At 69.1% G+C, this 22878-nt stretch carries 21 protein-coding genes; 19 read left to right on the forward strand and 2 right to left on the reverse strand.

Features of this window, described 5'->3' with window-relative positions:
* Nucleotides 1–176 precede the first annotated feature (176 nt).
* The 11 genes from xseA (at nucleotide 177) to AC0KXF_RS09450 (ending at nucleotide 11479) form a co-directional block, all read left to right on the forward strand.
* Nucleotides 177–1412: an exodeoxyribonuclease VII large subunit gene (xseA, locus tag AC0KXF_RS09400; RefSeq protein ID WP_473108928.1), complete on the forward strand. Its 1236-nt coding sequence runs from the start codon at nucleotides 177–179 to the stop codon at nucleotides 1410–1412.
* A 46-nt stretch (nucleotides 1413–1458) separates the two neighbouring features.
* Nucleotides 1459–1704 carry an exodeoxyribonuclease VII small subunit gene (locus tag AC0KXF_RS09405; RefSeq protein ID WP_473108929.1) on the forward strand — a complete coding sequence of 82 codons (246 nt, stop codon included), beginning with the start codon at nucleotides 1459–1461 and terminating at the stop codon, nucleotides 1702–1704.
* A gap of 2 nt (nucleotides 1705–1706) precedes the next feature.
* A complete protein-coding gene (locus tag AC0KXF_RS09410; protein WP_473108930.1) occupies nucleotides 1707–2396 on the forward strand; it encodes a DUF4245 family protein in 690 nt (229 codons plus the stop codon).
* Nucleotides 2396–3070 carry a carbonic anhydrase gene (locus AC0KXF_RS09415; protein ID WP_473108931.1) on the forward strand — a complete coding sequence of 225 codons (675 nt, stop codon included), beginning with the start codon at nucleotides 2396–2398 and terminating at the stop codon, nucleotides 3068–3070. The genes AC0KXF_RS09410 and AC0KXF_RS09415 overlap by 1 nt, the downstream gene beginning before the upstream one ends.
* A gap of 123 nt (nucleotides 3071–3193) precedes the next feature.
* Nucleotides 3194–4600 (forward strand): class II fumarate hydratase, encoded by a 1407-nt coding sequence (locus AC0KXF_RS09420; protein WP_473108932.1) that lies wholly within the window; start codon nucleotides 3194–3196, stop codon nucleotides 4598–4600.
* 175 nt (nucleotides 4601–4775) lie between these two features.
* The gene (glsA, locus tag AC0KXF_RS09425; RefSeq protein ID WP_473108933.1) at nucleotides 4776–6584 is read left to right on the forward strand and encodes a glutaminase A; all 1809 of its coding nucleotides are present in this window, start codon (nucleotides 4776–4778) and stop codon (nucleotides 6582–6584) included.
* 147 nt (nucleotides 6585–6731) lie between these two features.
* Nucleotides 6732–7337, forward strand: coding sequence for an ABC transporter permease (locus AC0KXF_RS09430; protein WP_255572645.1), 606 nt, complete (start codon nucleotides 6732–6734; stop codon nucleotides 7335–7337).
* Entirely contained in the window at nucleotides 7334–8602 is a 1269-nt protein-coding gene (locus tag AC0KXF_RS09435; protein ID WP_473108934.1) for a betaine/proline/choline family ABC transporter ATP-binding protein, read from the forward strand. Before AC0KXF_RS09430 ends, AC0KXF_RS09435 begins: the two co-directional genes overlap by 4 nt.
* Entirely contained in the window at nucleotides 8599–9384 is a 786-nt protein-coding gene (locus AC0KXF_RS09440; RefSeq protein ID WP_223043291.1) for an ABC transporter permease, read from the forward strand. Before AC0KXF_RS09435 ends, AC0KXF_RS09440 begins: the two co-directional genes overlap by 4 nt.
* 88 nt (nucleotides 9385–9472) lie before the next feature.
* Nucleotides 9473–10420, forward strand: coding sequence for a glycine betaine ABC transporter substrate-binding protein (locus tag AC0KXF_RS09445; RefSeq protein ID WP_473110101.1), 948 nt, complete (start codon nucleotides 9473–9475; stop codon nucleotides 10418–10420).
* Nucleotides 10421–10546: 126 nt separating this feature from the next.
* Entirely contained in the window at nucleotides 10547–11479 is a 933-nt protein-coding gene (locus tag AC0KXF_RS09450; protein WP_473108936.1) for an ABC transporter substrate-binding protein, read from the forward strand.
* A gap of 44 nt (nucleotides 11480–11523) precedes the next feature.
* On the opposite strand, the gene AC0KXF_RS09455 is transcribed toward AC0KXF_RS09450, so the two are convergent.
* Nucleotides 11524–13116, reverse strand: coding sequence for an asparagine synthase-related protein (locus AC0KXF_RS09455; RefSeq protein ID WP_473108937.1), 1593 nt, complete (start codon nucleotides 13114–13116; stop codon nucleotides 11524–11526).
* 166 nt (nucleotides 13117–13282) lie between these two features.
* On the opposite strand from AC0KXF_RS09455, the gene AC0KXF_RS09460 reads away from it, so the two are divergent.
* The gene (locus tag AC0KXF_RS09460) at nucleotides 13283–14050 is read left to right on the forward strand and encodes an SGNH/GDSL hydrolase family protein (RefSeq protein WP_473108938.1); all 768 of its coding nucleotides are present in this window, start codon (nucleotides 13283–13285) and stop codon (nucleotides 14048–14050) included.
* A 1-nt stretch (nucleotide 14051) separates the two neighbouring features.
* Here AC0KXF_RS09460 and AC0KXF_RS09465 read toward each other — a convergent pair whose 3' ends face one another.
* Nucleotides 14052–15440, reverse strand: a complete 1389-nt coding sequence (locus AC0KXF_RS09465) for a PhoH family protein (protein WP_473108939.1) — start codon at nucleotides 15438–15440, stop codon at nucleotides 14052–14054.
* A 245-nt stretch (nucleotides 15441–15685) separates the two neighbouring features.
* Between AC0KXF_RS09465 and mtnA the strand changes: the two genes are divergently transcribed.
* The 7 genes from mtnA to AC0KXF_RS09500 all read left to right on the forward strand — a co-directional run bounded on the left by mtnA (nucleotide 15686) and on the right by AC0KXF_RS09500 (nucleotide 22844).
* Entirely contained in the window at nucleotides 15686–16729 is a 1044-nt protein-coding gene (gene mtnA, locus AC0KXF_RS09470) for an S-methyl-5-thioribose-1-phosphate isomerase (protein WP_473108940.1), read from the forward strand.
* Between the two features lie 65 nt (nucleotides 16730–16794).
* Nucleotides 16795–17856: a BMP family ABC transporter substrate-binding protein gene (locus tag AC0KXF_RS09475; RefSeq protein WP_473108941.1), complete on the forward strand. Its 1062-nt coding sequence runs from the start codon at nucleotides 16795–16797 to the stop codon at nucleotides 17854–17856.
* A 125-nt stretch (nucleotides 17857–17981) separates the two neighbouring features.
* On the forward strand, nucleotides 17982–19607 hold the full coding sequence (locus AC0KXF_RS09480; protein ID WP_473108942.1) for an ABC transporter ATP-binding protein: 1626 nt from the start codon (nucleotides 17982–17984) through the stop codon (nucleotides 19605–19607).
* Nucleotides 19604–20845, forward strand: coding sequence for an ABC transporter permease (locus AC0KXF_RS09485; RefSeq protein WP_473108943.1), 1242 nt, complete (start codon nucleotides 19604–19606; stop codon nucleotides 20843–20845). The genes AC0KXF_RS09480 and AC0KXF_RS09485 overlap by 4 nt, the downstream gene beginning before the upstream one ends.
* The gene (locus AC0KXF_RS09490) at nucleotides 20842–21756 is read left to right on the forward strand and encodes an ABC transporter permease (protein WP_473108944.1); all 915 of its coding nucleotides are present in this window, start codon (nucleotides 20842–20844) and stop codon (nucleotides 21754–21756) included. Before AC0KXF_RS09485 ends, AC0KXF_RS09490 begins: the two co-directional genes overlap by 4 nt.
* Nucleotides 21753–22253 carry a cupin domain-containing protein gene (locus tag AC0KXF_RS09495; protein ID WP_473108945.1) on the forward strand — a complete coding sequence of 167 codons (501 nt, stop codon included), beginning with the start codon at nucleotides 21753–21755 and terminating at the stop codon, nucleotides 22251–22253. The genes AC0KXF_RS09490 and AC0KXF_RS09495 overlap by 4 nt, the downstream gene beginning before the upstream one ends.
* A 9-nt stretch (nucleotides 22254–22262) precedes the next feature.
* Complete coding sequence (locus AC0KXF_RS09500; protein WP_473108946.1) at nucleotides 22263–22844, forward strand: TetR/AcrR family transcriptional regulator; 582 nt, start codon at nucleotides 22263–22265, stop codon at nucleotides 22842–22844.
* The last annotated feature ends 34 nt before the right edge of the window (nucleotides 22845–22878 follow it).

Here is a 22878-nt window from a genome sequence, read left to right on the forward strand (position 1 = left end):
CGGGCCGACGGATCGGACTGGCGGCGCCGTTCACGCGCCCAACGATATGGGGTCTGCCGAGGATATGGAGCTCGAGGCCGAAACCGGCATCTATTCGGGAGATCCCATACGAACGGACGAACCAACGAACGAACCGGGGATCAGACCCACCCGGGGCTCCAGCTAGGCTTGGCGGCATGGCCGAAGCAGGATCCACCGCCCCCGCCACCCGCGACGCCCCCTGGCCTGTGGGGCTGATGAGCGAGAAGATCGCGGCGTGGATCGACCGTCTCGGGCAGGTCTGGGTCGAGGGCGAGATCACGCAGTGGCAGGTACGGGGCGGGCACGTCTACGGCAAGCTGCGCGATCTCTCGCAGGATGCGACGGTGAGCTTCACGGTGTGGCGCTCGGTCGCGCAGCGACTCACGAGCGAGTTCGCCCAGGGCGACCGCGTGATCGCGCTCGTCAAGCCCAACTTCTGGGTGAAGGGGGGCTCGCTCACAGTGCAGGTGTTCGAGCTCTCGCACGTGGGGCTCGGCGAACTGCTCGAGCGTCTCGAGCGGCTGAGGCGCCAGTTGCAGCAGGAGGGCCTGTTCGACGCCGGCCGCAAGAGGGCTCTGCCGTTCCTCCCCGGCCTGATCGGGCTGGTCACGGGACGCGACTCCGACGCCGAGAAAGACGTGATCCGCAACGCGACGCTGCGCTGGCCGGGAGTGCGCTTCAAGATCCATTACGCGGCGGTGCAGGGGGATCGCGCCGCGGCCGAGGTGGCCGCGGGCATCGAAGCACTGGATCGCGATCCCGAGGTCGAGGTGCTCGTCGTCGCGCGCGGCGGAGGCGACTTCCAGAACCTGCTGCCGTTCAGCGACGAGCGTGTGGTGCGTGCTGCGGCGAGCGCGAGCACCCCGCTCGTGAGTGCCATCGGGCACGAGGCGGATCGCCCGCTGCTCGACGAAGTCGCGGATCTGCGCGCTTCGACCCCCACCGACGCGGCGAAGCGCGTGGTGCCCGACGTGGGCGAGGAGCTCGCGGGGCTCGATCAGGCGCGGGCGCGCATGAGCTCCCGGCTGGGGCAGATGCTCGCGCATGAGACCGACCGGGTGGCGCAGTTGCGGGACCGCCGGGTGCTCGCCCAGCCCGAGCGCATCGTCGACGAGCGCGCCGAGGAACTGGTGCGCTGGGTGGCGCGCGGCACGGAGCTCGCGGAACGGGCGGTGGAGGATCGCGCGCGTTCCCTCGCCGAGACCCGGGCCCGCCTGACCGCGCTCTCCCCGCAGGCGACGCTGGAGCGGGGCTATGCGATCGCCCAGCTCATCGGCCCGGACGGCGCCGCCGGTGACGTGCTGCGCGATCCCGCCGATGCGCCCGAGGGCACCGAGATCAGGATCTCCCTCGCGGGCGGCCGTCTCGCCGCGACCTCGCGGGGTTCCTGATATCCACGGGTTCGGCGTCCCCGCAGCGGAAGGTAAGCTTGGCACCATGGCAGAAACGGCAAGCCAGGATCCCGCTTCGCTCAGTTACGAGCAGGCGCGCGACGAACTCATCCAGGTGGTGTCCAGGCTCGAGCAGGGCGGCATCACCCTCGAAGAATCGCTGCAGCTCTGGGAGCGCGGCGAGGCGCTGGCCGCTCGCTGCGAGGAGTGGCTCCTCGGTGCCAGGCAGCGGCTCGAGGCCGCCCGCCAGGGCACCGGCACCGAGCCGGCCGAGCCCGGAGCGGGCGAGTAAGCGTGGCGAGGAAGCAGAAGGCCCCGGCCGTCGTCGCCGAACTCGGCCGGCCCGAGACGCCCGCCGAAACCACAGCCCGCAAGGCCAACGACAGCCGCCTGTACCGGCAGCGCAAGACCGTCAACAACCTCGTCTTCTCGCTCATCGTGAGCCTCGGCCTGATGCTGGTCATCGTGCTCATGGCCCCCGGGCTCATCGGCGGCAAGAGCACCTTCGAGGATCACTCGGTCGACGTCGCCTCGCTCGCGGCGGAGGCGGCTCCCAGCGCGGGCCGCACGCTGGTCGCGCCGGCAGCGCCCGACGCCTGGAAAGCGAAGAGCGCCGGCCTGCGCCAGCGCGACGGCGTCGTCTCCTGGCAGATCGATTACACCACCGTCGACGAGACCACCGGGCACGAGGCCTACGCCGCCGTCGTGCAGGCGTTCACTCCCGACGGGGCGCCGGTCGACGAGAAGTGGGTCTCACAGGCTCTCGAGCAGCAGTCACCCACGGGCGCCGAGCAGATCGGCGGCATCGACTGGGTCGTCTACGACCACCCCGACCGGGATCCCGATTCGAGCAACATGGTGTTCGGGTTGCAGGGCGAGTGGCGGGGCGACACCCTCCTCGTCTACGGCACCGATACTCCCGCCACCCTCCGCGTGCTGGCGGCTGACGTCGCCGCATCGCTCACCACCCCGAAGGAGCAATGATGACAGCACCTCGCGTCACCCCGCAGCAGGCCTGGGACGCACTGATCGCGGGCAATGAGAGATTCGTGTCGGGCCGGTCGGCGCACCCCAATCAGGATGTCGAGCGGCGCACCGAGCTCGCCAATTCCCAGACCCCGGACGTCGCCCTCTTCGGCTGCGCCGACTCCCGCATGGCCGCCGAGATCATCTTCGACCGCGGCCTCGGCGATCTCTTCATCGCGCGCAACATGGGCCACGTGGTCGCCGAATCGATCACGGCGTCGATGGAGTACGCGGTCACGGCCCTCGGTTCGGCGCTCATCGTGGTGCTCGCTCACGACTCCTGCGGGGCTGTCGCCGCGGCGATCGATCAGACGAGCCGGCAGCCCTCTCAGGTCACCGAGTCCGTGCGCAACACGCTGGCGCCGATCCAGCCCTCCGTGCAGCAGCTATGGTTGCGCGAGCAGACCGACACCCCCTATGCCGACGCGAGCAGGCTCGACGCGAACGCGGTGGGCCGTCTCCACCTGACCGCCACCGTCAACGAGCTGCTGCGCTCCTCGCGCGCCATCAGCGACGCGGTCGATGCCGGGCGGCTCGCGATCGTCGGGTGCCAGTACCGCCTCACCGAGGGGCGCGCCGTGCCCTACACGGTGGTCGGCCCGGTCGACCTCGAACTCGCCCCGATCAACTGACGCCTTCACCCCTCAGACACTCCCAGTCCGCCATCCTGCGGCCGCGAAGCGGATCGCAGGAACCACCTCCAGCCATCGAGATCCTGCGGCTCCGTGCAGGATGACGAAGAGAAAAGGAATGCAGTGACCGAAGAAATCGAGTACCGCGTCGAGCACGACACCATGGGCGAGGTGCGCGTCCCCAAGAACGCGCTCTACGCCGCGCAGACGCAGCGCGCCGTGGAGAACTTCCCGATCTCGGGCAAGGGCCTCGAGCCGGCCCAGATCGTCGCGCTCGCGCGCATCAAGCGCGCCGCGGCGATCGCGAACAAGGAGCTCGGCATCCTCGAGGCCGGTATCGCAGACGCGATCGTCGCCGCTGCCGACGAGATCATCGGCGGCGCCCACCACGACCAGTTCCCGGTCGACACCTACCAGACCGGTTCGGGCACCTCTTCGAACATGAACATGAACGAGGTGCTCGCGACCCTCGCGACGAAGCACCTGGGCGCCCCCGTGCATCCGAACGATCACGTCAACGCCTCGCAGTCGTCGAACGACGTCTTCCCCACCTCGGTGCACATCGCCGTCACGGGCGCCCTCATCGAGCAGCTGAAGCCCGCCCTCGAGCACCTCGCGGAGGCGTTCGAGGAGAAGGCCGAGCAGTGGAAGACGGCCGTGAAGTCGGGCCGCACCCACCTCATGGACGCCACCCCCGTCACCCTCGGCCAGGAGTTCGGCGGCTTCGCCGCGCAGATCCGCTACGGCATCGAACGCGTCGAGGCGGCCCTCCCCCGCGTCGCCGAGGTGCCCCAGGGCGGCACCGCCGTCGGCACCGGCATCAACACCCCGCTCGGCTTCCCCGAGAAGGTCATCGCCGAGATCGCCGCCTCGAGCGGCCTGCCGATCACCGAGGCCCGCAACCACTTCGAGGCGCAGGCCAACCGCGACGGCCTGGTGGAGGCATCGGGCGCTCTGCGCACCATCGCCGTGTCGCTCACGAAGATCAACAACGACATCCGCTGGATGGGTTCGGGCCCCAACACCGGCCTCGCCGAGCTGCACATCCCCGATCTGCAGCCGGGCTCCTCGATCATGCCCGGCAAGGTGAACCCCGTCGTGCCCGAGGCCGTGCTCATGGTGTGCGCGCGGGTGATCGGCAACGACGCGACCATCGCGTGGGCCGGTGCGTCGGGCGCCTTCGAGCTCAACGTGCAGATCCCGGTCATGGGCACCGCGCTGCTCGAGTCGATCCGCCTCCTCTCGAACGCCTCGCGCGTGCTCGCCGATAAGACCGTCAAGGGTCTCGAGGCGAATCTCGACCGCGCAGCCGCGCTCGCGGGCATGAGCCCGTCGACGGTCACCCCGCTCAACCGCCTCATCGGCTACGAGGCCGCCGCGAAGATCGCGAAGCACTCGGTCGCCAAGGGCATCACGGTGCGCGAGGCCGTCGTCGACCTCGGTTACGTGGAGCGCGGCGAGGTCTCGGAGGCCGACCTCGACAAGGCCCTCGATCTGCTGTCAATGACCCACCCCGGCGTCGCCAAGTGACGACCGCCGCGTAGCCGCACTCGTCGCTTCCGCGCCATCGGATCGAAACGGCCCACTCCTACCGAGCCGGCCTGTGATTCACACGAATCGCAGGCCGGCTCGGTACTTCGAGGCCGACTCGCGCGCTCGCGCAGGATGACGGAGCAGCTCGCGCACAACCTCTAAACTCGCGCGTATGGAATCACCGATCCTGAGCTACCTTCGCGGCGTGCACACCGACCTGAGCCGGCTGCGCGACGGGATCCCGTACCTCATCGGCCCCTCCGACACCGCGATCGATCCCGACGACTTCGGCATCGCCCTCGCCACGGTCGACGGCTACGTCTACGAGGTCGGCACCACCTCGAAGCAGTTCTCGCTGCAGTCGCTCTCGAAGCCGCTGAGCTACGGTCTCGCCCTCACCGAGCTCGGCAGCGAGGCCGTCGACGCCAAGGTGGACGTCGAGCCGTCGGGCGATCCGTTCCACGAGTTCTCGCTCAGCGAGTCGACGGGGCGGCCCGCCAACGCGATGATCAACGCGGGCGCGCTCGCGGTCTCGTCGCTCATCAAGGGCTCCGGCGGCAGATCCGCCATCAAGCGCATCGAGGATCACTACTCGCTGTACGCGGGGCGTCAGCTGCGCAGCAACGGCCGCGTCTACCGCGCCGAGCGCGCGCACAGCGACCGCAACCACGGCCTCTCCTATCTGCTGAGCTCGGCCGGCGTCATCGACGGCGATCCCACGCGGGCGCTCGAGACCTACCTTCGCCAGTGCTCGGTGCAGGTGACGTGCCGCGATCTCGCGGTCATGGCGGCGACCCTCGCCAACGGCGGCACGAACCCGGTCACGGGCGTGGAGGCGCTGACCCTCGACGCCGTGGAGCGGGTGCTGTCGGTCATGCTCACCTCGGGGATGTACGACGACGCGGGCGACTGGGTGGTGCGCGTCGGCATGCCCGCGAAGTCGGGTGTGGGCGGCGGGATCATCGCGGTGCTGCCCGGCCAGGCGGGCCTCGCGGTCTTCTCCCCGCCGCTCGACCAGCACGGCAACAGCGTGCGGGGCGTCGCGGCGTGCCGGCGGATCTCGCACGACATGGAGATGCACTTCGTGCGATCGGCCCGGGTGGGCCAGTCGGCGATCCGCTCGAACGAGTCCGTCGACCGCGAGCCATCGAGCGTCAGGCGCACCGAGGAGGCGGTCGCCACGCTGGCCGAGCACGGACATCGCGCGCGCGTCGTGAGTCTCGCCGGCGACCTCTACTTCGCCGGCACCGAGTCGGTGATGCGCGAGCTCAGCGGGCTCGACGATGAGGTCGAGAGCGTCGTGGTCGACGTCAGCGGCGTCGACGAGGCGAGTCACCTTGCGACCGAGATGTTCACCCGCGTGCGCGAGCGGTTCGAGACCGAGGGCAGGCGCATCATGCTCGTCGACCCCGACCACGTGCTCGAAGCGGTCTTCCCGGCGGACGACGCCGCGCGATTCGAGTCGACGGACGAGGCGATCGCCCGCTGCGAAGAAGCGTTGCTCGATCGTTATGGAGCGCCCGGGTCCTCGCCTGAGGAGGTGCCCGTCATCGCGTCTCCCGCGCTCTCGATGCTCGATCCCGCCGACATCCGCGCCATCGCCTCGCTCATGGATCGCCGCACCTTCACCGACGGTGAGATCGTGCGTCGCGTCGGCCAGCGGTTCGGCGGCGTGTTCTTCATCCTCTCGGGATCCATCGACATCATCGGATCGGACCTCGACGGCAACAGGGTCAAGGTGAGCACGCTGAGCGCGGGCATGACCTTCGGCGATCTCGCGCTGGGCGATGACGATCGCCAGGAGACCACGGCGAAGGCCGACGGGCCGGTCGAGCTCATGGTGCTCGGAGCGGACGCGATCGAGGCTCTCGAGACCTCCGATCCGCGCCTGGCGGTGCAGCTCTGGCGCGCGCTCGCGAGAGATGCGTACTTCAGGATGGACGTCTCGGGAAGCGCGCAGACACCCCGTTCTCGCGACTGATCCCGGCGCCTCGATGTGACTACTCCGGCTGTTTCTCCTATTCTGGGAAGCGGCTGCAGGAACGCAGCCGCATGCGAACCACGTCCGATATAGCCATAGGAGTATGCGATCGATTTCGTCGAATTCCTCGTCAAGCGCAGTGACGACATGCTCGAGATGGGCATCGGGCATGCCGCTGTCGTCGGGGTGTCGGTCATCCTCGCTTCCGTCATCGGGATCGCCCTCGGCTTCGCCACCTACCGCAACGAGCGGGCTCGGAACTTCGTGCTCTCCCTCACCGGGGCCATGCTCACGATCCCGTCGTTCGCGCTGTTCATCCTGCTGCTCGGACCGCTCGGCCTCGGTCCGCGCCCGGTGGTCGTGGCGCTCACGATGTACGGCCTCATGCCGATCATCCGCAACACGGTCGCGGGTCTCCAGAGCGTTCCCGCCGCCGTCATCGAGTCGGCTCGCGGCGTCGGTCTGAACCGCTGGCAGCGCCTGTTCCGCATCGAACTGCCGCTCGCGTGGCCGGTCATCATCACGGGCATCCGCGTGACCACGCTCACGCTGCTGAGCATCGCCGCGATCGGCGCCATCGTCAACGGCCCCGGCTACGGCGAGTTCATCTTCACCGGCCTGGCCCGCGTGGGCACCCCCGTCGCGGTCAACCTCGTACTGGCGGGAACGCTCGGGGTCGTCGTACTCGCGATCCTGTTCGACGTGCTCTTCTACGTCGTGCGCCGCCTCACAACGTCAAAAGGAATCCGATGAGCGAGAACACCGAGAACAACACTCAGAGCGGCGGCAGCGACGATGTGATGATCCGTCTCGAGGGCATCACCAAGCGCTACCCGGGTCAGCAGCGAGACGCCGTCCAGCGGCTGGATCTCGACATCCGCCGCGGCGAGATCGTCGTCTTCGTCGGCCCCTCGGGCTGCGGCAAGACGACCACGATGAAGATGATCAACCGCATCATCGAACCGACCGAAGGCAGGATCCTGCTCGACGGCGAGGACGTCACGAAGAGCGACCCGGATCAGCTGCGCCGACGCATCGGCTATGTGATCCAGCAGATCGGCCTCTTCCCGCACATGACGATCGGCGACAACATCGCGACCGTGCCGCGGCTGCTGGGTTGGAAGAAGGATCGGATCCGCGCCCGCGTGGACGAGCTGCTCACCATGGTGGGCATGCCGCCGGAGGAGTACCGGGATCGCTACCCCAAGCAGCTCTCGGGCGGTCAGCAGCAGCGCATCGGCGTCGCTCGCGCGCTCGGCGCCGACCCCGATGTGCTGCTCATGGACGAGCCCTTCGGCGCGATCGACCCGATCACCCGCGACCGCCTGCAGAACGAGCTGCTGAGGCTTCAGGCCGAGATGCACAAGACGATCGTGTTCGTCACCCACGACATCGACGAGGCGATCAAGCTCGGCGACCGGATCGCGATCCTGCAAGAGGGGTCGCGCATCGCCCAGTACGACACCCCAGAGCAGATCCTCACCTCTCCGGCGAACGACTTCGTGGTCGACTTCGTGGGCCGCGGCGCATCGCTCAAGCGGCTGAACCTCACCAGGGTCTCGGAGATCTCACTGCGCGAGTGGCCCACCATCGGGCAGGACACGACCATCGAGCGGGCGCTCGAGACGCTGCGCGCGGTGCCGGAGAGCGCACTGCTCGTGCTCGACGAGGCCGGCCACCCGCACCGCTGGGTCACGGGCCGCGACCTGCGGCGCGCGACAGCTGCCTCCGTCGCGGGGCTCGGAGTCTCGGCTGAGCAGACCGTATCGCCGCGCGCCACGCTCGCAGACGTGCTCAATGAGCTCATCACGGCGCGCTACAGCGCGATCGCGGTGACCGATAACGACGGACGCTACCAGGGCGTCGCCGACTTCGAGCAGATCCACGATGCGATCCGCGAGATGCGCAACGCCGCGGTCGAGGATCTCCGCTCGGATCTGCAGAGCGGTTCCATGGAGACCGTGCGACCGGGCGATCCCGCCCAGCCCGCCGATCCCGAACCGCGGAGCGCGCGATGAGCACCGCGATCGCGACACCCGATCTCGCCCCGGCGACGGCCGCGCCGCGCCCGGAGCGCCGCAGCTGGACGCGGTATCTCACGATGCCGCTCGTGCTCGCGGCGGTGTGCCTCGCACTCTTCCTCTACGTGTCGAGTCAGGATCTCGACACGATCGAGGCCCGCGCGCTTGCCCCCTCGCGGCTGTCCTCCGCGCTCTGGCAGCACATCCTGCTCGCCGCGGTATCGACGTTCTTCACGCTCCTCATCGCGGTGCCGCTCGGCGTGCTGCTCAGCCGTCGTTTCACGCGCTCATTCCGGCCCTACCTGATCACACTGCTCACGCTGGGTCAGGCCGTGCCGACCATCGCGATTCTCGTGCTGCTCGCGGTCGCGTTCCTGTTCATCGGGTTCGAGGCGGCGATCGTCGGCCTCGTGCTGTACGCGATCGTGCCCGTGCTGCTCAACACCATCGTCGGCCTCGAGCAGGTCGACCGCTCGGTGCTCGAGGCGGGTCGCGGGATGGGCATGTCGCGGCTCACGGTGCTGCGCCGGATCGAGCTCCCGCTCGCGGTGCCCGTGATCCTCGCCGGCGTGCGCACGGCCCTCGTCATCAACGTCGGCACCGCGACGCTCGCGACCTACATCAACGCGGGCGGTCTCGGCGACATCATCGTCGCGGGACTCTCGACCAACCGCGTGATCGTGCAGATCACGGGCGCCGTGATCACCGCGGTGCTCGCGCTCGCGGTCGACTACATCTCGGGCATCATCGAAGACCTGCTCACGCCGCGCGGCCTCTGAGTCCGGGGAGAGGCGCTCCGGTGCGGCGCCCAGCGCCCGATCACGTCGAGCACCACCGAGTCCAAGAAACAACCAAAAGGGGAACACCATGAAGAGAATGCGCAAGGCAACCGCGCTCGCGGCCGCAGGCCTCGGAGTCGCGCTCGCACTCACCGGCTGCTCCGGTGGCAACGGCAACGGCGGCTCGGGCGGCGGCTCGACGAGCGACGAGCTCGACGGCGCCTCGCTCACCGTCGGCTCGAAGGAGTTCACCGAGTCGCACATCCTCGGCCAGATCACGATCCTCGCGCTCGAGAACGCCGGCGCCGATGTGACCGACCAGACCGGTATCTCGGGCAGCGCGACCGTGCGCGAGGCCCTCGAGAGCGGTGAGATCGACCTCTACTGGGATTACACCGGAACCGCGTGGATCAACATCCTCGGCAACACCTCCGAGAATCTGCCCGAGGATCTCTACGCCGCGGTGGCCGAGGCCGACGCGGCGAACGGCATCGCCTGGCTCGAGCCGGCCCCCTTCGAGAACTCCTACCGCATCGCGGTGAAGAGCGACTTCGCGGAGAAGAACGACCTCGCCTCGATGACCGACCTCTCGGACTACCTCGCGGAGAACCCGAAGGACGCCACGATCTGCGCCGCGAGCGAGTTCATCAACCGCGACGACGGGCTCCCCGGCATCGAGGAGGCGTACGGCATCGACTTCGGGTCACCCGTGGAGCTCGACCTCAACCTCATCTACACGCAGGTCGGCGAGTCGTGCACCGTCGGCGAGGTCTTCTCGACCGACGCCCGCATCATCTCGAACGATCTCACCGTGCTCGAAGACGACCAGAAGTTCTTCGTGGAGTACGCAGGCCTCGTCTCGCTCCGCCAGGAGACGCTCGACGAGTACCCCGCCATCGCCGAGATCATGGCTCCGATCAGCGAGGCGCTGACGAACGAGGTCATGACCGAGCTCAACGGCCAGGTCGACAACGACGGCGAGGATCCCCGCGACGTGGCTGAGGAGTGGCTGCAGGAGCAGGGCTTCATCGGCTGAAAACCATGAGATCGCGCTGAGGGCGTCGATCGGGTGCACCGCACTCGATCGACGCCCTTCTGCATGAAAGGAGGACATCACGCACCTGTCATCATCCGACCGCAATCACCTGAAGGGGAGAAGAAGATGAACACTCGGAAGACTGCACGAAATCTACTCATCGCGGGCGGCATGACCCTCGCACTCGGTCTCTCGGCCTGCTCCGGCGATACCGGCGGCTCCGGGGAGGGCGAGCTGTCGGGCGCATCCATCACGGTCGGTTCGAAGGAGTTCACCGAATCGATCGTCCTCGGCTACATCGCCGCCGAGGTCCTCGAGAACGCCGGTGCCGACGTGACGGACCAGACGGGCATCTCCGGCAGCGCCACCGTGCGCGAGGCCCTGGTGTCGGGCGAGATCGACCTCTACTGGGAGTACACCGGCACCGCCTGGGTGAACTACTTCGGTCACACGGCGGAAGACGTGCCGGACGACCTGTTCGCCGCCGTCGCGGAGGAGGACGCCGCGAACGGCGTCGCCTGGCTCGACCAGGCGAACTTCGAGAACAGCTACGCCATCGCGACAGGTCGAGACTTCGCCGAGGAGAACGACATCGCGACGCTCTCGGACATGGCCGAATACATGCAGCAGAACCCGGATGATGCGGGCATCTGCGCCGCAAGCGAGTTCATCAACCGCGACGACGGGCTCCCCGGTCTCGAAGAGGCCTACGGCGTGAAGTTCGATCCGCTCGTCGAGGTCGACCTCAACCTCGTCTACACCCAGATCAACGAGGGGTGCGCTTTCGGAGAGGTCACGACGACGGATGCGCGCAACATCACCAACGACCTCGTGGTCCTCGAAGACGACCGCGGGTTCTTCGTGGAATACGCCGGAGCCGTGACTCTTCGCCAGGACGTCCTCGACGAGTACCCCGCGATCGCCGAATTGCTCGCCCCGGTGAGCGAGGAACTCACCAACGAGGTGATGGCGACGCTCAACGGCCAGGTCGACAACGACGGCGAGGATCCCCGCGACGTGGCTGAGGAGTGGCTGCAGGAGCAGGGCTTCATCGGTTGATCGGCGGTGCGGGCCGGGCGGATCCGCCCCCGGCCCGCACCCCGTCAGGCCTCCACGAAGCGGCCGACGTTGCGCTCGGCATCGATCCCTGTGAGCGCCGCCACGAACATCCGGTAGTAGGCGAGCTCTTCCCTGGTCCGCAACGGCGGATCGACCAGGGCTCCCTCGCGCGCCAGATCCTCCTCGGAGCAACTCGCCCCGTAGTGCTCGCGCAGCACGACGTTCATGCCGGTGCCCTGGCCGAACTGCTCCTTGCGGCGCCACAGCACCTCGTCGGGCAGCCAGCCGTCGAAGGCGCGGCGCAGGAGCCACTTGGCCGGGCGCTCGTCGCGCAGCAGCTTCCACTCCGGCGGTAGCGCCATCGCCAGCTCTACGAAGTCGAGGTCGAGGAAAGGCATGCGCGGTTCGATCCCGTGCGCCGCGGCGACACGATCGACGCGCTGCAAGCCGCCGATGTGCATACCGGCGATGGTCTCGAGCAGCTCCTCGTGCAGTCGGTCGCCGCTCTCGTGCCTCCCGAAATGGCTGTAACCGGCGAACAGCTCGTCGGCCCCCTCCCCGGCGAGCACCACTTTCACCCGTTCGGCGGCGAGCGCCGCGACGAAGTGGTGCGGCACCGCGCTGTGCACGAGCGTCGGGTCGAAGGACTCGAGTTCGGAGACCACCTGCGGCACGAGGGCGATGGCCTCCTCCGCCGTGTAGACGAGCTCGTGGTGCTCGGTGCCGGTGTGCTCGGCGACGAGTCGCGCGGCGGCGAGATCGCGGCTCCCCTCCATGCCCACCGCGAAGCTCGGCAGTGTCTTGCCGCGCTCGCGCATGAGCTTCGCGGCGATCGCCGTGACGATGCTCGAGTCGACGCCGCCGGAGAGCAGCACGCCGACGGGCGCGCTCGCGTCGAGGCTCTGCTCGACGGCGCGCACGAGGGTCTCGCGCAGCGCGGCGAAGACCCACGCGGGCGGCTCCTCGCGAGGATCCCGGCTCTTCAGCAGCACCGGGCCCATGCTGGGCTGCTCGGGCCCCGCGACGAGGCCGGTCTGCGGCGTCCAGACGTGGCCCGGCGGGAACGGCTCGACGAGTCCGCGCCAGTCATCGTCGAAGGCCTTGAGTTCTGAGGCGAAGAGCACGGTGCCCTCGCGCTGCGCCCAGTACAGCGGCGCGATCCCGAATACGTCCCGCGTGACGGCGAAGAAGCCGTCCGTGTCCGCGCTCTCGCCGACGCTCGCCCCCTCCCCTGTGCCTGCATTCTCGTCGGCACCGGCGATGCCGTCGCCCGCGACGACGAGTGCGAAGGCGCCCCAGAGCGACTCGAAGGCCGCAGCGCCGCGCCGGCGTACGAGCTGCAGCACGGCCTCGAAGTCGGATCCGCCGACCGAGGTTCCCAGCCGCTCCCGGATACGACGGTGGTTGTAGATCTCACCGTCGCCGGCGAGCCAGAGCTCGCCGGCGCCATCGGAGATCCCGGTCAGCGGCTCCGCGTCGGGTCCGGGATCCATGATCGCCAGCCGCTGCGTGCCGAGCCACCAGCCCTCGCCGCTGCGGTGCCCGAGTCCGTCGCTCCCCCGATGCCGCATGCGCTGCAGCATGCGGAGCCCCAGTTGCCCGTCGAATGGTCCATGTGCAGCGACGATCGCCGACATGATCGATCAACCCCTCTCGGTTGCTTCAATCTCTGTGGTGTTCATGGTCTCGCCTCCCACCCTAGGGAGAGATTCTGCGTGCGCTCGGAGGCGCGCTCGCTAAGGGGGCGTACTATCGCGCGGGCAGGATCCGCGTGCGCACCGGAGCTCCCGCTACTCTGGAGGGATGATGCCAGGCGTTCCCCCGCTGCAGGGCCTGCAGGCGATCTCGCTGTCGACGCAGGCCTGGCTCGCCCGTCGCCTCGGCCGCAAGGCGTGGCTGGAGCGGGCCGAACGACCCATGTGGGCGCTCTCCGACATGCAGCCGGTCACAGCTGCCTGGTGGCGGGAGCGCCGCAGGGTGCCCGGGCGGTTCATCTACCTCGCCATCGGCGATTCGACGGCGCAGGGGATCGGCGCGAGCAGTCCGGGCCGCAGCTATGTCGGGCAGATCACCGACCGCATCGAGGCCAGGATCGGCGAGCCCGTGCACGTCACCAACCTCGGAGTGTCGGGGGCGACGAGCTTCCTGTGCGCCCGGGATCAGCTGCCGCGCACCGTGAACCCGCTGAAGAAGCATCCCGACCTCGTGACGCTGGCCATCGGTGCGAACGACATCGCCGCGTGGGATCCGGTGGCCTTCCACCGCAATCTGAGCCGGATCCTCGACGGTCTGCCGAAGCGCACCATCGTCGGGGAGATCCCCTCGTTCCATCTCCCCTGGAGGGAGGGTGCGGTGCGAGAGGCGAATCTGATCCTGCACGCCGTGGCCGAGCCGCGCGGGCACGAGATCGCCCCCGTCTACCGTGCGACCCGGGAGCGGGGCATCAGGGGGATCCTGACCGAGTTCGCCGAGGACGCATTCCACCCGAACGATCGCGGCTACGAGGTCTGGGCCGACGCGTTCTGGCCGCTCGTCGAGCCGCGCGTCGAGCGGTGGATGCGGCGGCACTGACTCAGGGCGTGTCGAGCAGCTCTGTGACGAGCGCCGCGATCTCGCTGCGTTCGGAGCGGGTGAGCGTGACGTGACCGAAGAGCGGGTGCCCCTTGAGCTTCTCGATCACCGCGGCGATGCCGTCGTACCGTCCCACCCTCAGGTTGTCGCGCTGCGCGACATCGTGCGTGAGCACCACCCGCGAGTTCTGGCCGATCCTCGACAGCATCGTGAGCAGCACGCCCCGCTCGAGCGATTGCGCCTCGTCGACGATCACGAAGGCGTCGTGCAGCGAGCGTCCGCGGATGTGCGTGAGGGGCAGCACCTCGATCAGGTCACGGGCGATCACCTCGTCGAGCACGTTCTCGGAGACGATCGATCCGAGCGTGTCGAAGACGGCCTGCGCCCACGGCCCCATCTTCTCCTCGCGGTCCCCCGGCAGATAACCCAGCTCCTGCCCGCCGACCGCGTACAGGGGCCTGAACACCATGATCTTGCGGTGCTGCCGCCGCTCGAGCACCGCCTCGAGCCCTGCGGCGAGCGCGAGCGCCGACTTGCCCGTGCCCGCGTTGCCCCCGAGCGAGACGATGCCGAAGCCAGGGTCGAGCAGCAGGTCGATCGCCAGTCGCTGCTCGGCGCTGCGACCGGTGATCCCGAACACCTCGCGGTCGCCGCGCACGAGCCGCAACGAGCCCGACCCGTCGATGCGTCCGAGCGCCGAGCCACGGGGCGAGGTGAGCACCAGACCGGTACCGCGCGGAATCCCCTCGACCTCGCCGACCCCGTCGAGACGCCCCTCGTCCCAGAGCTCGCACATCCGCTCCTCGTCGAGGTCGACGGCCGCGGTGCCCGTGTAGGCGTCGTCGTGCGCCTGCTCGGCCCGGTACTCCTCCGAGCCGAGCCCGAGGGCTGCGGCCTTGAGGCGCATCGGCAGATCCTTCGAGACGACCGTGACTTCGAGCCCCTCGCTCGCGAGGTTCTGGGCGACCGCAAGGATGCGGGTGTCGTTGTCGCCCAGGCGCATGCCGCTCGGCAGCCCGTCGACGCTGGAGTGGTTGAGTTCGACGCGCAGCGTGCCGCCGGCCTCGCCGACGGGTACCGGGAAGTCGAGGCGCAGGTGCTTCTCCCGCAGTTCGTCGAGGATGCGCAGCGCGCGGCGTGCGAAGTAGCCGAGTTCGGGATCGTGGCGCTTCTTCTCGAGTTCGATGACGACCACCACGGGCAGCACGACGGAGTGCTCGGCGAAGCGGAAGAGCGCCGACGGATCGCTCAGCAGCACCGAGGTGTCGAGCACGTAGCTGCGCTGCGCTTGCCTCGCGGCGGCGAGATCGTCGTGCGCACCGGATGGCTGCGCCTGCTCGTTCCCCGTCTGAGTGAGCGGGGCGGTTGCGGGGTGCTGGAATTCGGCCACGATGGCTCCTCTGCTCCGGGGCGGCTGCCCCGTTTCAGCGAGGTCGACACTCCGAGCGGTGCCGGCGGGCCTCCCTCGGTCGGGCACCCTGCCCGACGCTTCACACGCTACGCCGCCCACCCGGGGAACCGCTAGTGACACGCGCGTTCATCCGTGAACACCTCGTGACCGACTCGTGAACCCATCAGCGGAGCTGTGACGGTATCCTGGAGTGCAGCCATTCATACGTACATAGGGGGCACCGCTTGCGAACGATCGACTGGGTCGACGGAGCCATCGAACTGATCGACCAGACCCTGCTGCCGCACCGCATCGAGGTGCTGCGGGTCACCGAGCTCCCCGAGCTCATCGACGATATCCAGCGGCTCGCGGTTCGCGGCGCCCCGGCGCTCGGCGTCGCCGGAGCGATGGGAACAGCGCTCATCGCCGCGAGCGTCGCCGCTGCGTGCGGGGACGCAGAACTGGATCGCGACGAGGTGCGTCGCCAGGCGAAGCTGCTGCGCGAGGCGAGGCCGACCGCGGTGAACCTCTCGTGGGGTGTGGATCGCGCGCTCACGCGTCTCGAAGACGGCGCGGAGGCGATCCTCGAGGAGGCACTCGCGATTCGCGACGAGGACATCGCCGCCTGTGTCTCGATGGGTCTGCGGGGCGCGGATCTGACCCGCGAACTCACCGGCAAGGATCGTGTGCGGGTGATGACCATCTGCAACACGGGCAGCCTCGCCACGGTCGAGCGCGGCACCGCGCTCGGAGTGATCCAGACCCTCCTCGAGCAGGGGTCGCTCGAAGAGGCGTTCCCGCTCGAGACGCGCCCGCTGCTGCAGGGAGCCCGCCTCACCGCTTGGGAGCTGCAGCGCATGGAGGCGCCGTTCCGCCTGCTCATCGACTCGGCGGGGCCCTTCCTGCTGTCGCGGGGCATCGCCGACGCCGTATTCATCGGAGCGGATCGGATCGCAGCGAACGGCGACACCGCCAACAAGATCGGCTCGTTCTCCCTCGCGCTCGCAGCGCAGCACGCCGGTGTGCCGTTCATCGTCGTCGCGCCCGAATCGACGATCGACATGTCGACGGCGAGCGGTGCCGACATCGAGATCGAGGATCGCGGCGCCGCAGAGGTCGCGGGTTTCGGCGGCACCCGCACCGCTCCGGAGGGCATCGGCGCGGTCAATCCCGCCTTCGACGTCACACCCCGCGAACTCATCACCGCCATCGTGACCGAGCGTCGCGTGATCCTGCCGGGGAGGGGCGACACCCTCGCCGGTGTCCCGCTCGAGGATCTGCGCGCCTAAGCTGTATCGCTGTGAGGGGCTCGCCCACCGGCGCGGCTTCATCCACCCATTCGAAAGGATCATCAATGTTCTTCACCAAGCGTCGCGCCCGCGCGGCCCTGATCGCGGGAGCCGCATCGGCTGCGCTTCTGCTCACCTCCTGCTCCGGCGGCGGTAACGCCGACGGCGGCAATACCGACGCCGGCGCCGAGGGCCCCTCGTTCATCTACATCACGAGCGACCCGATCGGTCAGAACGAGTTCCTCAAGTCGGGCAAGGTCGGCATCGACAAGGTGGCCGAGGAGTTCGAGGGCGAGGCCAAGACCTTCGAGTCGAAGGACGACGCGCAGCGCCGCTCCAACCTCGAGGCCGCGATCGCCGAGGCCCCCGAGGTCATCGTGATGCTCGGCTTCCAGTTCGGCGACATCGCCGCGGAGCTCGCCGAGCAGAACCCGCAGCAGAAGTTCGTGCTCATCGACACCTTCGTCGAGGGCGCCCCCGAGAACCTCTACCAGGCGACCTTCCGCGAGCAGGAGCCCTCGTACCTGCTCGGCGTCGAGGCCGGCCTGCTGACCGAGGCGAACAAGGTCGGCTCGATCATCTCGGTCGACAACCCGCTGCTCAAGAAGTACTCCGAGGGCTTCGCCGAGGGCGCGAAGAGCGTCAACGCCGAGGTCGACACGGTCGCCCCGCAGGTGATCGGCGGCGACAACCCGTTCGCCGACACGGCCCGCGCCAAGGAGCAGGCGATCGCGTTCGCCGGCACCGGCGTCGATCAGGTCTTCGCCGTGGGCGCGGCGTCGAACGGCGGCATCATGGAAGCCGCAGCCGAGCAGGGCTTCTCGGCCTACGGCGTCGACGCCAACCAGTGCCCGATGGCCCCCGGCTTCGTGGTCGACGGCACCATCAAGGCGGTCGACAAGGTCGTCGAGACCCTGGTCGGCGAGATCATGGACGGCAAGAGCTCGGCCGAGGCGACCACCTCGTTCGGCCTCAAGGAGGAGGGCATGAACATCGTCAGCCTCACCGAGGACGCCGCCGACTCGCAGTGCACCGTGATGGAGAACCCCGAGGTGCTCGAGCAGGTCACGCAGGTGCGCGACGACATCGTCAGCGGCAAGATCGAGGTCAAGGACCCCACCGCGTAAGGCCCCACGGGATCCTGCGACTCGCTCCGCTCGCGCAGGATGACGGCTCGGATTCGTCATCCTGCGCGAGGTGGGAGGAGCTCGGGATCCTCGCACCTCCCCACACCACCGACCCGAAGGAGCTGATGTTGGTCGCCGAGATCTCGATGCGCGGCATCACCAAGCGGTTTCCCGGCGTGCTCGCCGACGACAACGTCGACTTCGAGGTCGAGGCCGGCGAGATCCACGCCCTCATGGGCGAGAACGGCGCGGGCAAGTCGATCCTGATGTCGATGCTCGCAGGCGTCTACCAGCCCGACGAGGGCGAGATCCTCATCCGCGGCGAGCGCCGCACCCTGTCTTCCCCACTCGATGCGATCGATGCCGGGATCGGCATGGTCTTCCAGTCGTTCAAGCTCTTCCCCTCGCTCACGATCGCCGAGAACGTGGTGTTCCGCGCCGAGCCCACGAGGCGCGGCCTCATCGACCGCCGGGCCGCGAGCCGCCAGGTGGCCGAGATCGCCGAACGCTACGGCCTCTCGCTCGATCCCGATGCCCGGGTCGACTCGGTGCCGGTCGGCGTGCTGCAGCGCGTCGAGATCGTGAAGGCCCTCTACCGCGAGGCCCGCGTCCTCATCCTCGACGAGCCCACCGCCGTGCTCACCCCGCAGGAGACCGAGCGCCTCTTCGACGTGCTGCGCGCCCTCAAGGCCGACGGCCGCACGATCATCATCATCACGCACAAGCTGAACGAGGTCATGGCCATCTCGGACCGCGTCACGGTGCTGCGCGACGGCCGCAACGTCGCCCAGCTCGTCACCGCCGAGAGCTCCCCCGCCGAGATCACGCGGCACATGACGGGCCGCGACGTCGACCTCACCACGCCACCGCCCGCGCATACCCCGGGCGACGTCGTGCTCGACGTGCGCGGCCTGACCGTGCCGGGAGCCGGCGAGCGTCCCGCCGTCTCCGAGGCCGAGCTGTTCGTGCGCGCGGGCGAGGTCGTCGGCATCGCAGGCGTCGCCGGCAACGGCCAGGTCGAGCTCGCCGAGGCGATCATCGGCATGCGCCAGGTCGGCGCGGGCACCGTGACAGTGGCGGGATCCGACCTCAGCCGCGCGACCATCGCCCAGCGGCGCGACGGCGGCATCGCCTACATCCCCGAGGATCGCCACGCGGTCGGCAGCGCCGGCACCGCCGACGCGATCGACAACCTAGCCCTCGGCCACCACCGCCGCGCCCCGCTGCTGCAGCGCGGGCTGCTGTCGCGCGGCGCCATGCTCGACCACGCGAAGCGGCTCATCCAGCGTTTCGGCGTGAAGATCGCGGGGCCCGCCACTCCCGTCGGCACGCTCTCGGGCGGCAACCTGCAGAAGGTGGTCGTGGCCCGCGAGCTCGACTACCGCTCGCCGCTGCTCATCGCCGAGCAGCCCACGCGCGGCGTCGACATCGGGGCGATCGAGGCGATCCACCGCGAACTCTGCGAGTACCGCGACGCTGGCGGGGCGCTGCTGCTGATCTCCGCCGAGCTCAGCGAGATCATGTCGCTGTCGTCGCGCATCCTCGTGATGTTCGAGGGGCGGATCGTGGCCGAGGTGCCGAAGTCCGAGGCGAACGAGGCGCTGCTCGGCCTCTACATGGCCGGGCACGAGCCCGAGGAGCGGCACCGGCCCGGCGCCTTCGCCGCGGCCCTGGGCGCCGCGGCGGGCGCGACGAGCTCGACGCCCGCAGCCACGGGCTCGGCGCTCAACGAGAAGGGAACCGCGCTGTGAGCGCTCTGCAGAAACTCGGCCGCTGGCTCGCGGGGCCGATCCCCGTCTCGATCGTGCTGGCCTTCCTCATCGGAGCCTGCTTCATGCTGATCGCCGGCGTCGACCCGCTCAGCGGCTACGCGGCGATGCTGCAGGGGTCCTTCGGCACCGGCCCAGGTCTCGCCAACACCCTGCAGCGGGCCGTGCCCATCATCGGCATCGGCATCGCGATCGGGATCGCGTTCCGCGCCGGCGTGCTCAACCTCGGCACCGAGGGGCAGGCCGGCCTCGGCGCCCTCGCGGGCGGCATCGTGGCCATCTACGTGCCCGGTCCCGGCCCGCTCGTGCTGCTGCTCGCCGTGATCACCGCGATCGCCGTGGGCGCCGCCTGGGGTCTCATCGCGGCCGTGCTGCAGAACCTGCTCGGCGTGCCGATCCTGCTCTCCACCCTGCTGCTCAATTACCCGGCGCGCTACTTCTCGTCGTGGCTGATCCGCTACCGCCTCGACGAGTCGAGCTCGGATCAGGTGGCCAGCGAGCAGGTCAGGCCCGAGGTGCAGCTGTCGATGATCGTGGGCCGGGATTCGGGCTTCGCCGAGACCCTGCGCAACAGCCTGGGCCCGACGAACCCGGTGACCATGGTGCTGACCGGCGTCAACTGGTCGCTGATCGTGCTGATCCTCGTGGTCGTCGCCACGATCTTCATGAACCGCCGCACACGCTACGGCTTCGAGTCAGGGCTCAGCGGCCAGAACGCCGAATTCGTGCGCTACGGCGGCGTGAAGCCCGGCCCCCTCGTGCTGCGCACCATGACGCTCTCGGGCGGCCTCGCCGGCCTGTTCGGCCTCATGCTCGTGATCGGCGCACCCAACACGCGCCTCATCGAGGGCTACTTCGTGCAGACCAACTACGCCTGGACCGCGCTGCTCGTCACGCTGCTCGCCCTGTACCGGCCCGTCGGCATCGTGGTCGCGGGCACCTTCTTCGCCGCGATCATGGTCGGCAGCGACGCGATGGGCCGCGAGCTCAGCCTGTCGCCGCAGATCGCGGCCGTCATCCAGGCGCTCGTCATCATCCTGCTCGCGTTCCGGGTCGCGCTGCCCCGCTTCCGGCGCCGGGGGCGCGCCCCGGAGGCCGAAGCCGCGACCGGCGCTCCCCCGCCCCTCCCGCAGCCGGGCGAACCGCAGCCGGCGCTTACCGGCACCGCCGACTCGGCAGACGCCGGCACCCCCGCAGACGAGAAGGAGTCGGCACGATGAACTTCCTCGACCTGTTCGATCAGGATCTCTTCTCGTCGGTGCTGCGCTCGCTGATCCCGATCCTGCTGGCGGCCCTCGGCGGCATGCTCGCCGAGCGCGTCGGCATCTTCAACATCGGCCTCGAGGGCATGATCCTCGTCGGCGCGTTCAGCGGGGTCGCCGCCTCGTTCTTCACGCACAACTGGATCGTCGGAGTGGTCGTCGCAATGATCTCCGGCGCACTGTTCTCGCTGATCCTCGGCTACGGCTCCGTCTACCGCAAGGGCGACCCGATCGTGCTGGCGATCGCCATGAACATCCTCGCGGTGGGCATGACGAGCTTCCTGCTGGTCGCGATCTTCGACGTGCAGGGCGTGTTCCAGGATCCGGGTATCGACGGCATCCCGGTATGGCGGATCCCGATCCTCGCCGATATCCCCGTGGTCGGGGCGCTGTTCGCGCTCACCCCGCTCGGCTACCTCGCGCTGCTGCTCGTGCCCGCCCTGTGGATCGTGCTCTTCCGCACCCCGCTCGGCCTGCGGCTGCGCGGCGTCGGCGAGCGGCCCCTCGCGGCGGCGACCATGGGCGTCGACCCGCAGCGGTACCAGCTGGGCGCGGTCATCGCGTCGGGCGCGCTCGCGGGCCTCGGCGGCGCGCAGCTCGCGCTCGGCAACGTCGTGCAGTTCACCGAGAACATGTCGGCCGGCCGCGGCTGGATCGCGGTCGTGGCCGTCATGCTCGCCCGTGCGCATCCCGTCGGCGTGCTCGGCGCAGCCCTGCTGTTCGGCTTCGCCGACGCGATCGGGTTCCGTCTGCAGTCGTTCGGGCTGCCCCAGCAGCTCACCGACGCCGGACCCTACGTGGTCACCCTGCTCGTACTCGTGCTCATGAGCAAGCGGTTCCGCAAGACCCGGGAAGCGGCGCTCGCGTGAACGCGGATCCCCGGCTCCCGCCCGAGGCCGCGCGCTGGGTCGAGCGACTCGGCCTCGAGCCGCTCGAGCACGAGGGCGGGCTCTTCCGCCGCATGCACCTCGACGAGCACTCCAGCGCGATCTACTATCTGCTCGCCGACCCCGATTTCTCGGCGCTCCACTCCCTCGACTCCGTCGAGGTCTATCACTGGTACGCGGGATCGCCGCTGCGCTTGCTGCTGCTGCACCCCGACGGCCGATCCGAAGAGCGCCTGCTCGGCCCCGACCCCGACGCCGGTCAGCTGCCGCAGGCGGTCGTGCCGCCCGGTGTGATGCAGGGATCCTCATCTCTCGGCGCATGGTCGCTCGTCGGCACCACCATGGCGCCCCCGTTCTCCTGGGAGGGTTTCGAGCTCGGCGAACGCCGTGAACTGCAGCAGCGCTATCCCGAGGCGGCCGAACGCATTTCACAATTGACACGGGAGGTTTCAGACACTTCTTCGGGGTCGGCCGGCTAAGGTAGTCGTATGACCGACGCGAGAATCGTCCGCACCAGGGCCGCGCTGAATCGCGCCATCATCGACCTCGCGACGGAGAAGGCCGTTCCCAGCATCACCGTCTCCGAACTCGCGGCGGAGGCCGGGATCAACCGCGTCACTTTCTACAAGCACTTCACCACCCCCGCGGAGGCTCTCGGCGCCGCACTCACGCTCGATCTCGACGAGACGCGCAAGCGCTTCATCGACGGCCACGGCTCGCACGAGGGCGATCCCATCGAGTTCCTCCGCGACAGCGTGAACGAGGTGCTCGACCATATCGACCGGCATCGCAGCCTGTACGAGTTGTCTGTCCACTCCCCGCAGGACGGCACGGTGCCGAATCTGCTCGCCGATCTCTTCACCGAGACCATTGCGCAGTATCTCGATACCCGCGCCCGACTCGACCCGCCGCTGCCCGATGTGGATCGCTCGATCGTCTCCCGATTCTTCGCCCACGGCCTCGTCGGCGCGATCAAGGCCTGGCTGCTGAGCGGCTCCTCGGATCGTGACGAGGTGCTGCGCTCGGTCATGGTGATCGGCCCGGACTGGTGGCTCCCCGAGCGCTCCTAGTACCGAGTCTGCAACGACGAACCCCGGCCGCAGC

The sequence above is a fragment of the Leucobacter holotrichiae genome, from assembly GCF_055791005.1.

Coding starts and splice junctions, on each gene's coding strand:
- glsA (WP_473108933.1), top strand. CDS start 4,776: ATGGAATCACCGATCCTGAGCTACCTTCGCGGCGTGCACACCGACCTG.
- AC0KXF_RS09500 (WP_473108946.1), top strand. CDS start 22,263: ATGACCGACGCGAGAATCGTCCGCACCAGGGCCGCGCTGAATCGCGCC.
- AC0KXF_RS09480 (WP_473108942.1), top strand. CDS start 17,982: ATGTTGGTCGCCGAGATCTCGATGCGCGGCATCACCAAGCGGTTTCCC.
- AC0KXF_RS09455 (WP_473108937.1), bottom strand. CDS start 13,116: ATGTCGGCGATCGTCGCTGCACATGGACCATTCGACGGGCAACTGGGG.
- AC0KXF_RS09435 (WP_473108934.1), top strand. CDS start 7,334: ATGAGCGAGAACACCGAGAACAACACTCAGAGCGGCGGCAGCGACGAT.
- xseA (WP_473108928.1), top strand. CDS start 177: ATGGCCGAAGCAGGATCCACCGCCCCCGCCACCCGCGACGCCCCCTGG.
- AC0KXF_RS09475 (WP_473108941.1), top strand. CDS start 16,795: ATGTTCTTCACCAAGCGTCGCGCCCGCGCGGCCCTGATCGCGGGAGCC.
- AC0KXF_RS09460 (WP_473108938.1), top strand. CDS start 13,283: ATGATGCCAGGCGTTCCCCCGCTGCAGGGCCTGCAGGCGATCTCGCTG.
- AC0KXF_RS09445 (WP_473110101.1), top strand. CDS start 9,473: ATGAAGAGAATGCGCAAGGCAACCGCGCTCGCGGCCGCAGGCCTCGGA.
- AC0KXF_RS09440 (WP_223043291.1), top strand. CDS start 8,599: ATGAGCACCGCGATCGCGACACCCGATCTCGCCCCGGCGACGGCCGCG.
- AC0KXF_RS09405 (WP_473108929.1), top strand. CDS start 1,459: ATGGCAGAAACGGCAAGCCAGGATCCCGCTTCGCTCAGTTACGAGCAG.
- AC0KXF_RS09490 (WP_473108944.1), top strand. CDS start 20,842: ATGAACTTCCTCGACCTGTTCGATCAGGATCTCTTCTCGTCGGTGCTG.
- AC0KXF_RS09430 (WP_255572645.1), top strand. CDS start 6,732: ATGCTCGAGATGGGCATCGGGCATGCCGCTGTCGTCGGGGTGTCGGTC.
- AC0KXF_RS09415 (WP_473108931.1), top strand. CDS start 2,396: ATGACAGCACCTCGCGTCACCCCGCAGCAGGCCTGGGACGCACTGATC.
- AC0KXF_RS09450 (WP_473108936.1), top strand. CDS start 10,547: ATGAACACTCGGAAGACTGCACGAAATCTACTCATCGCGGGCGGCATG.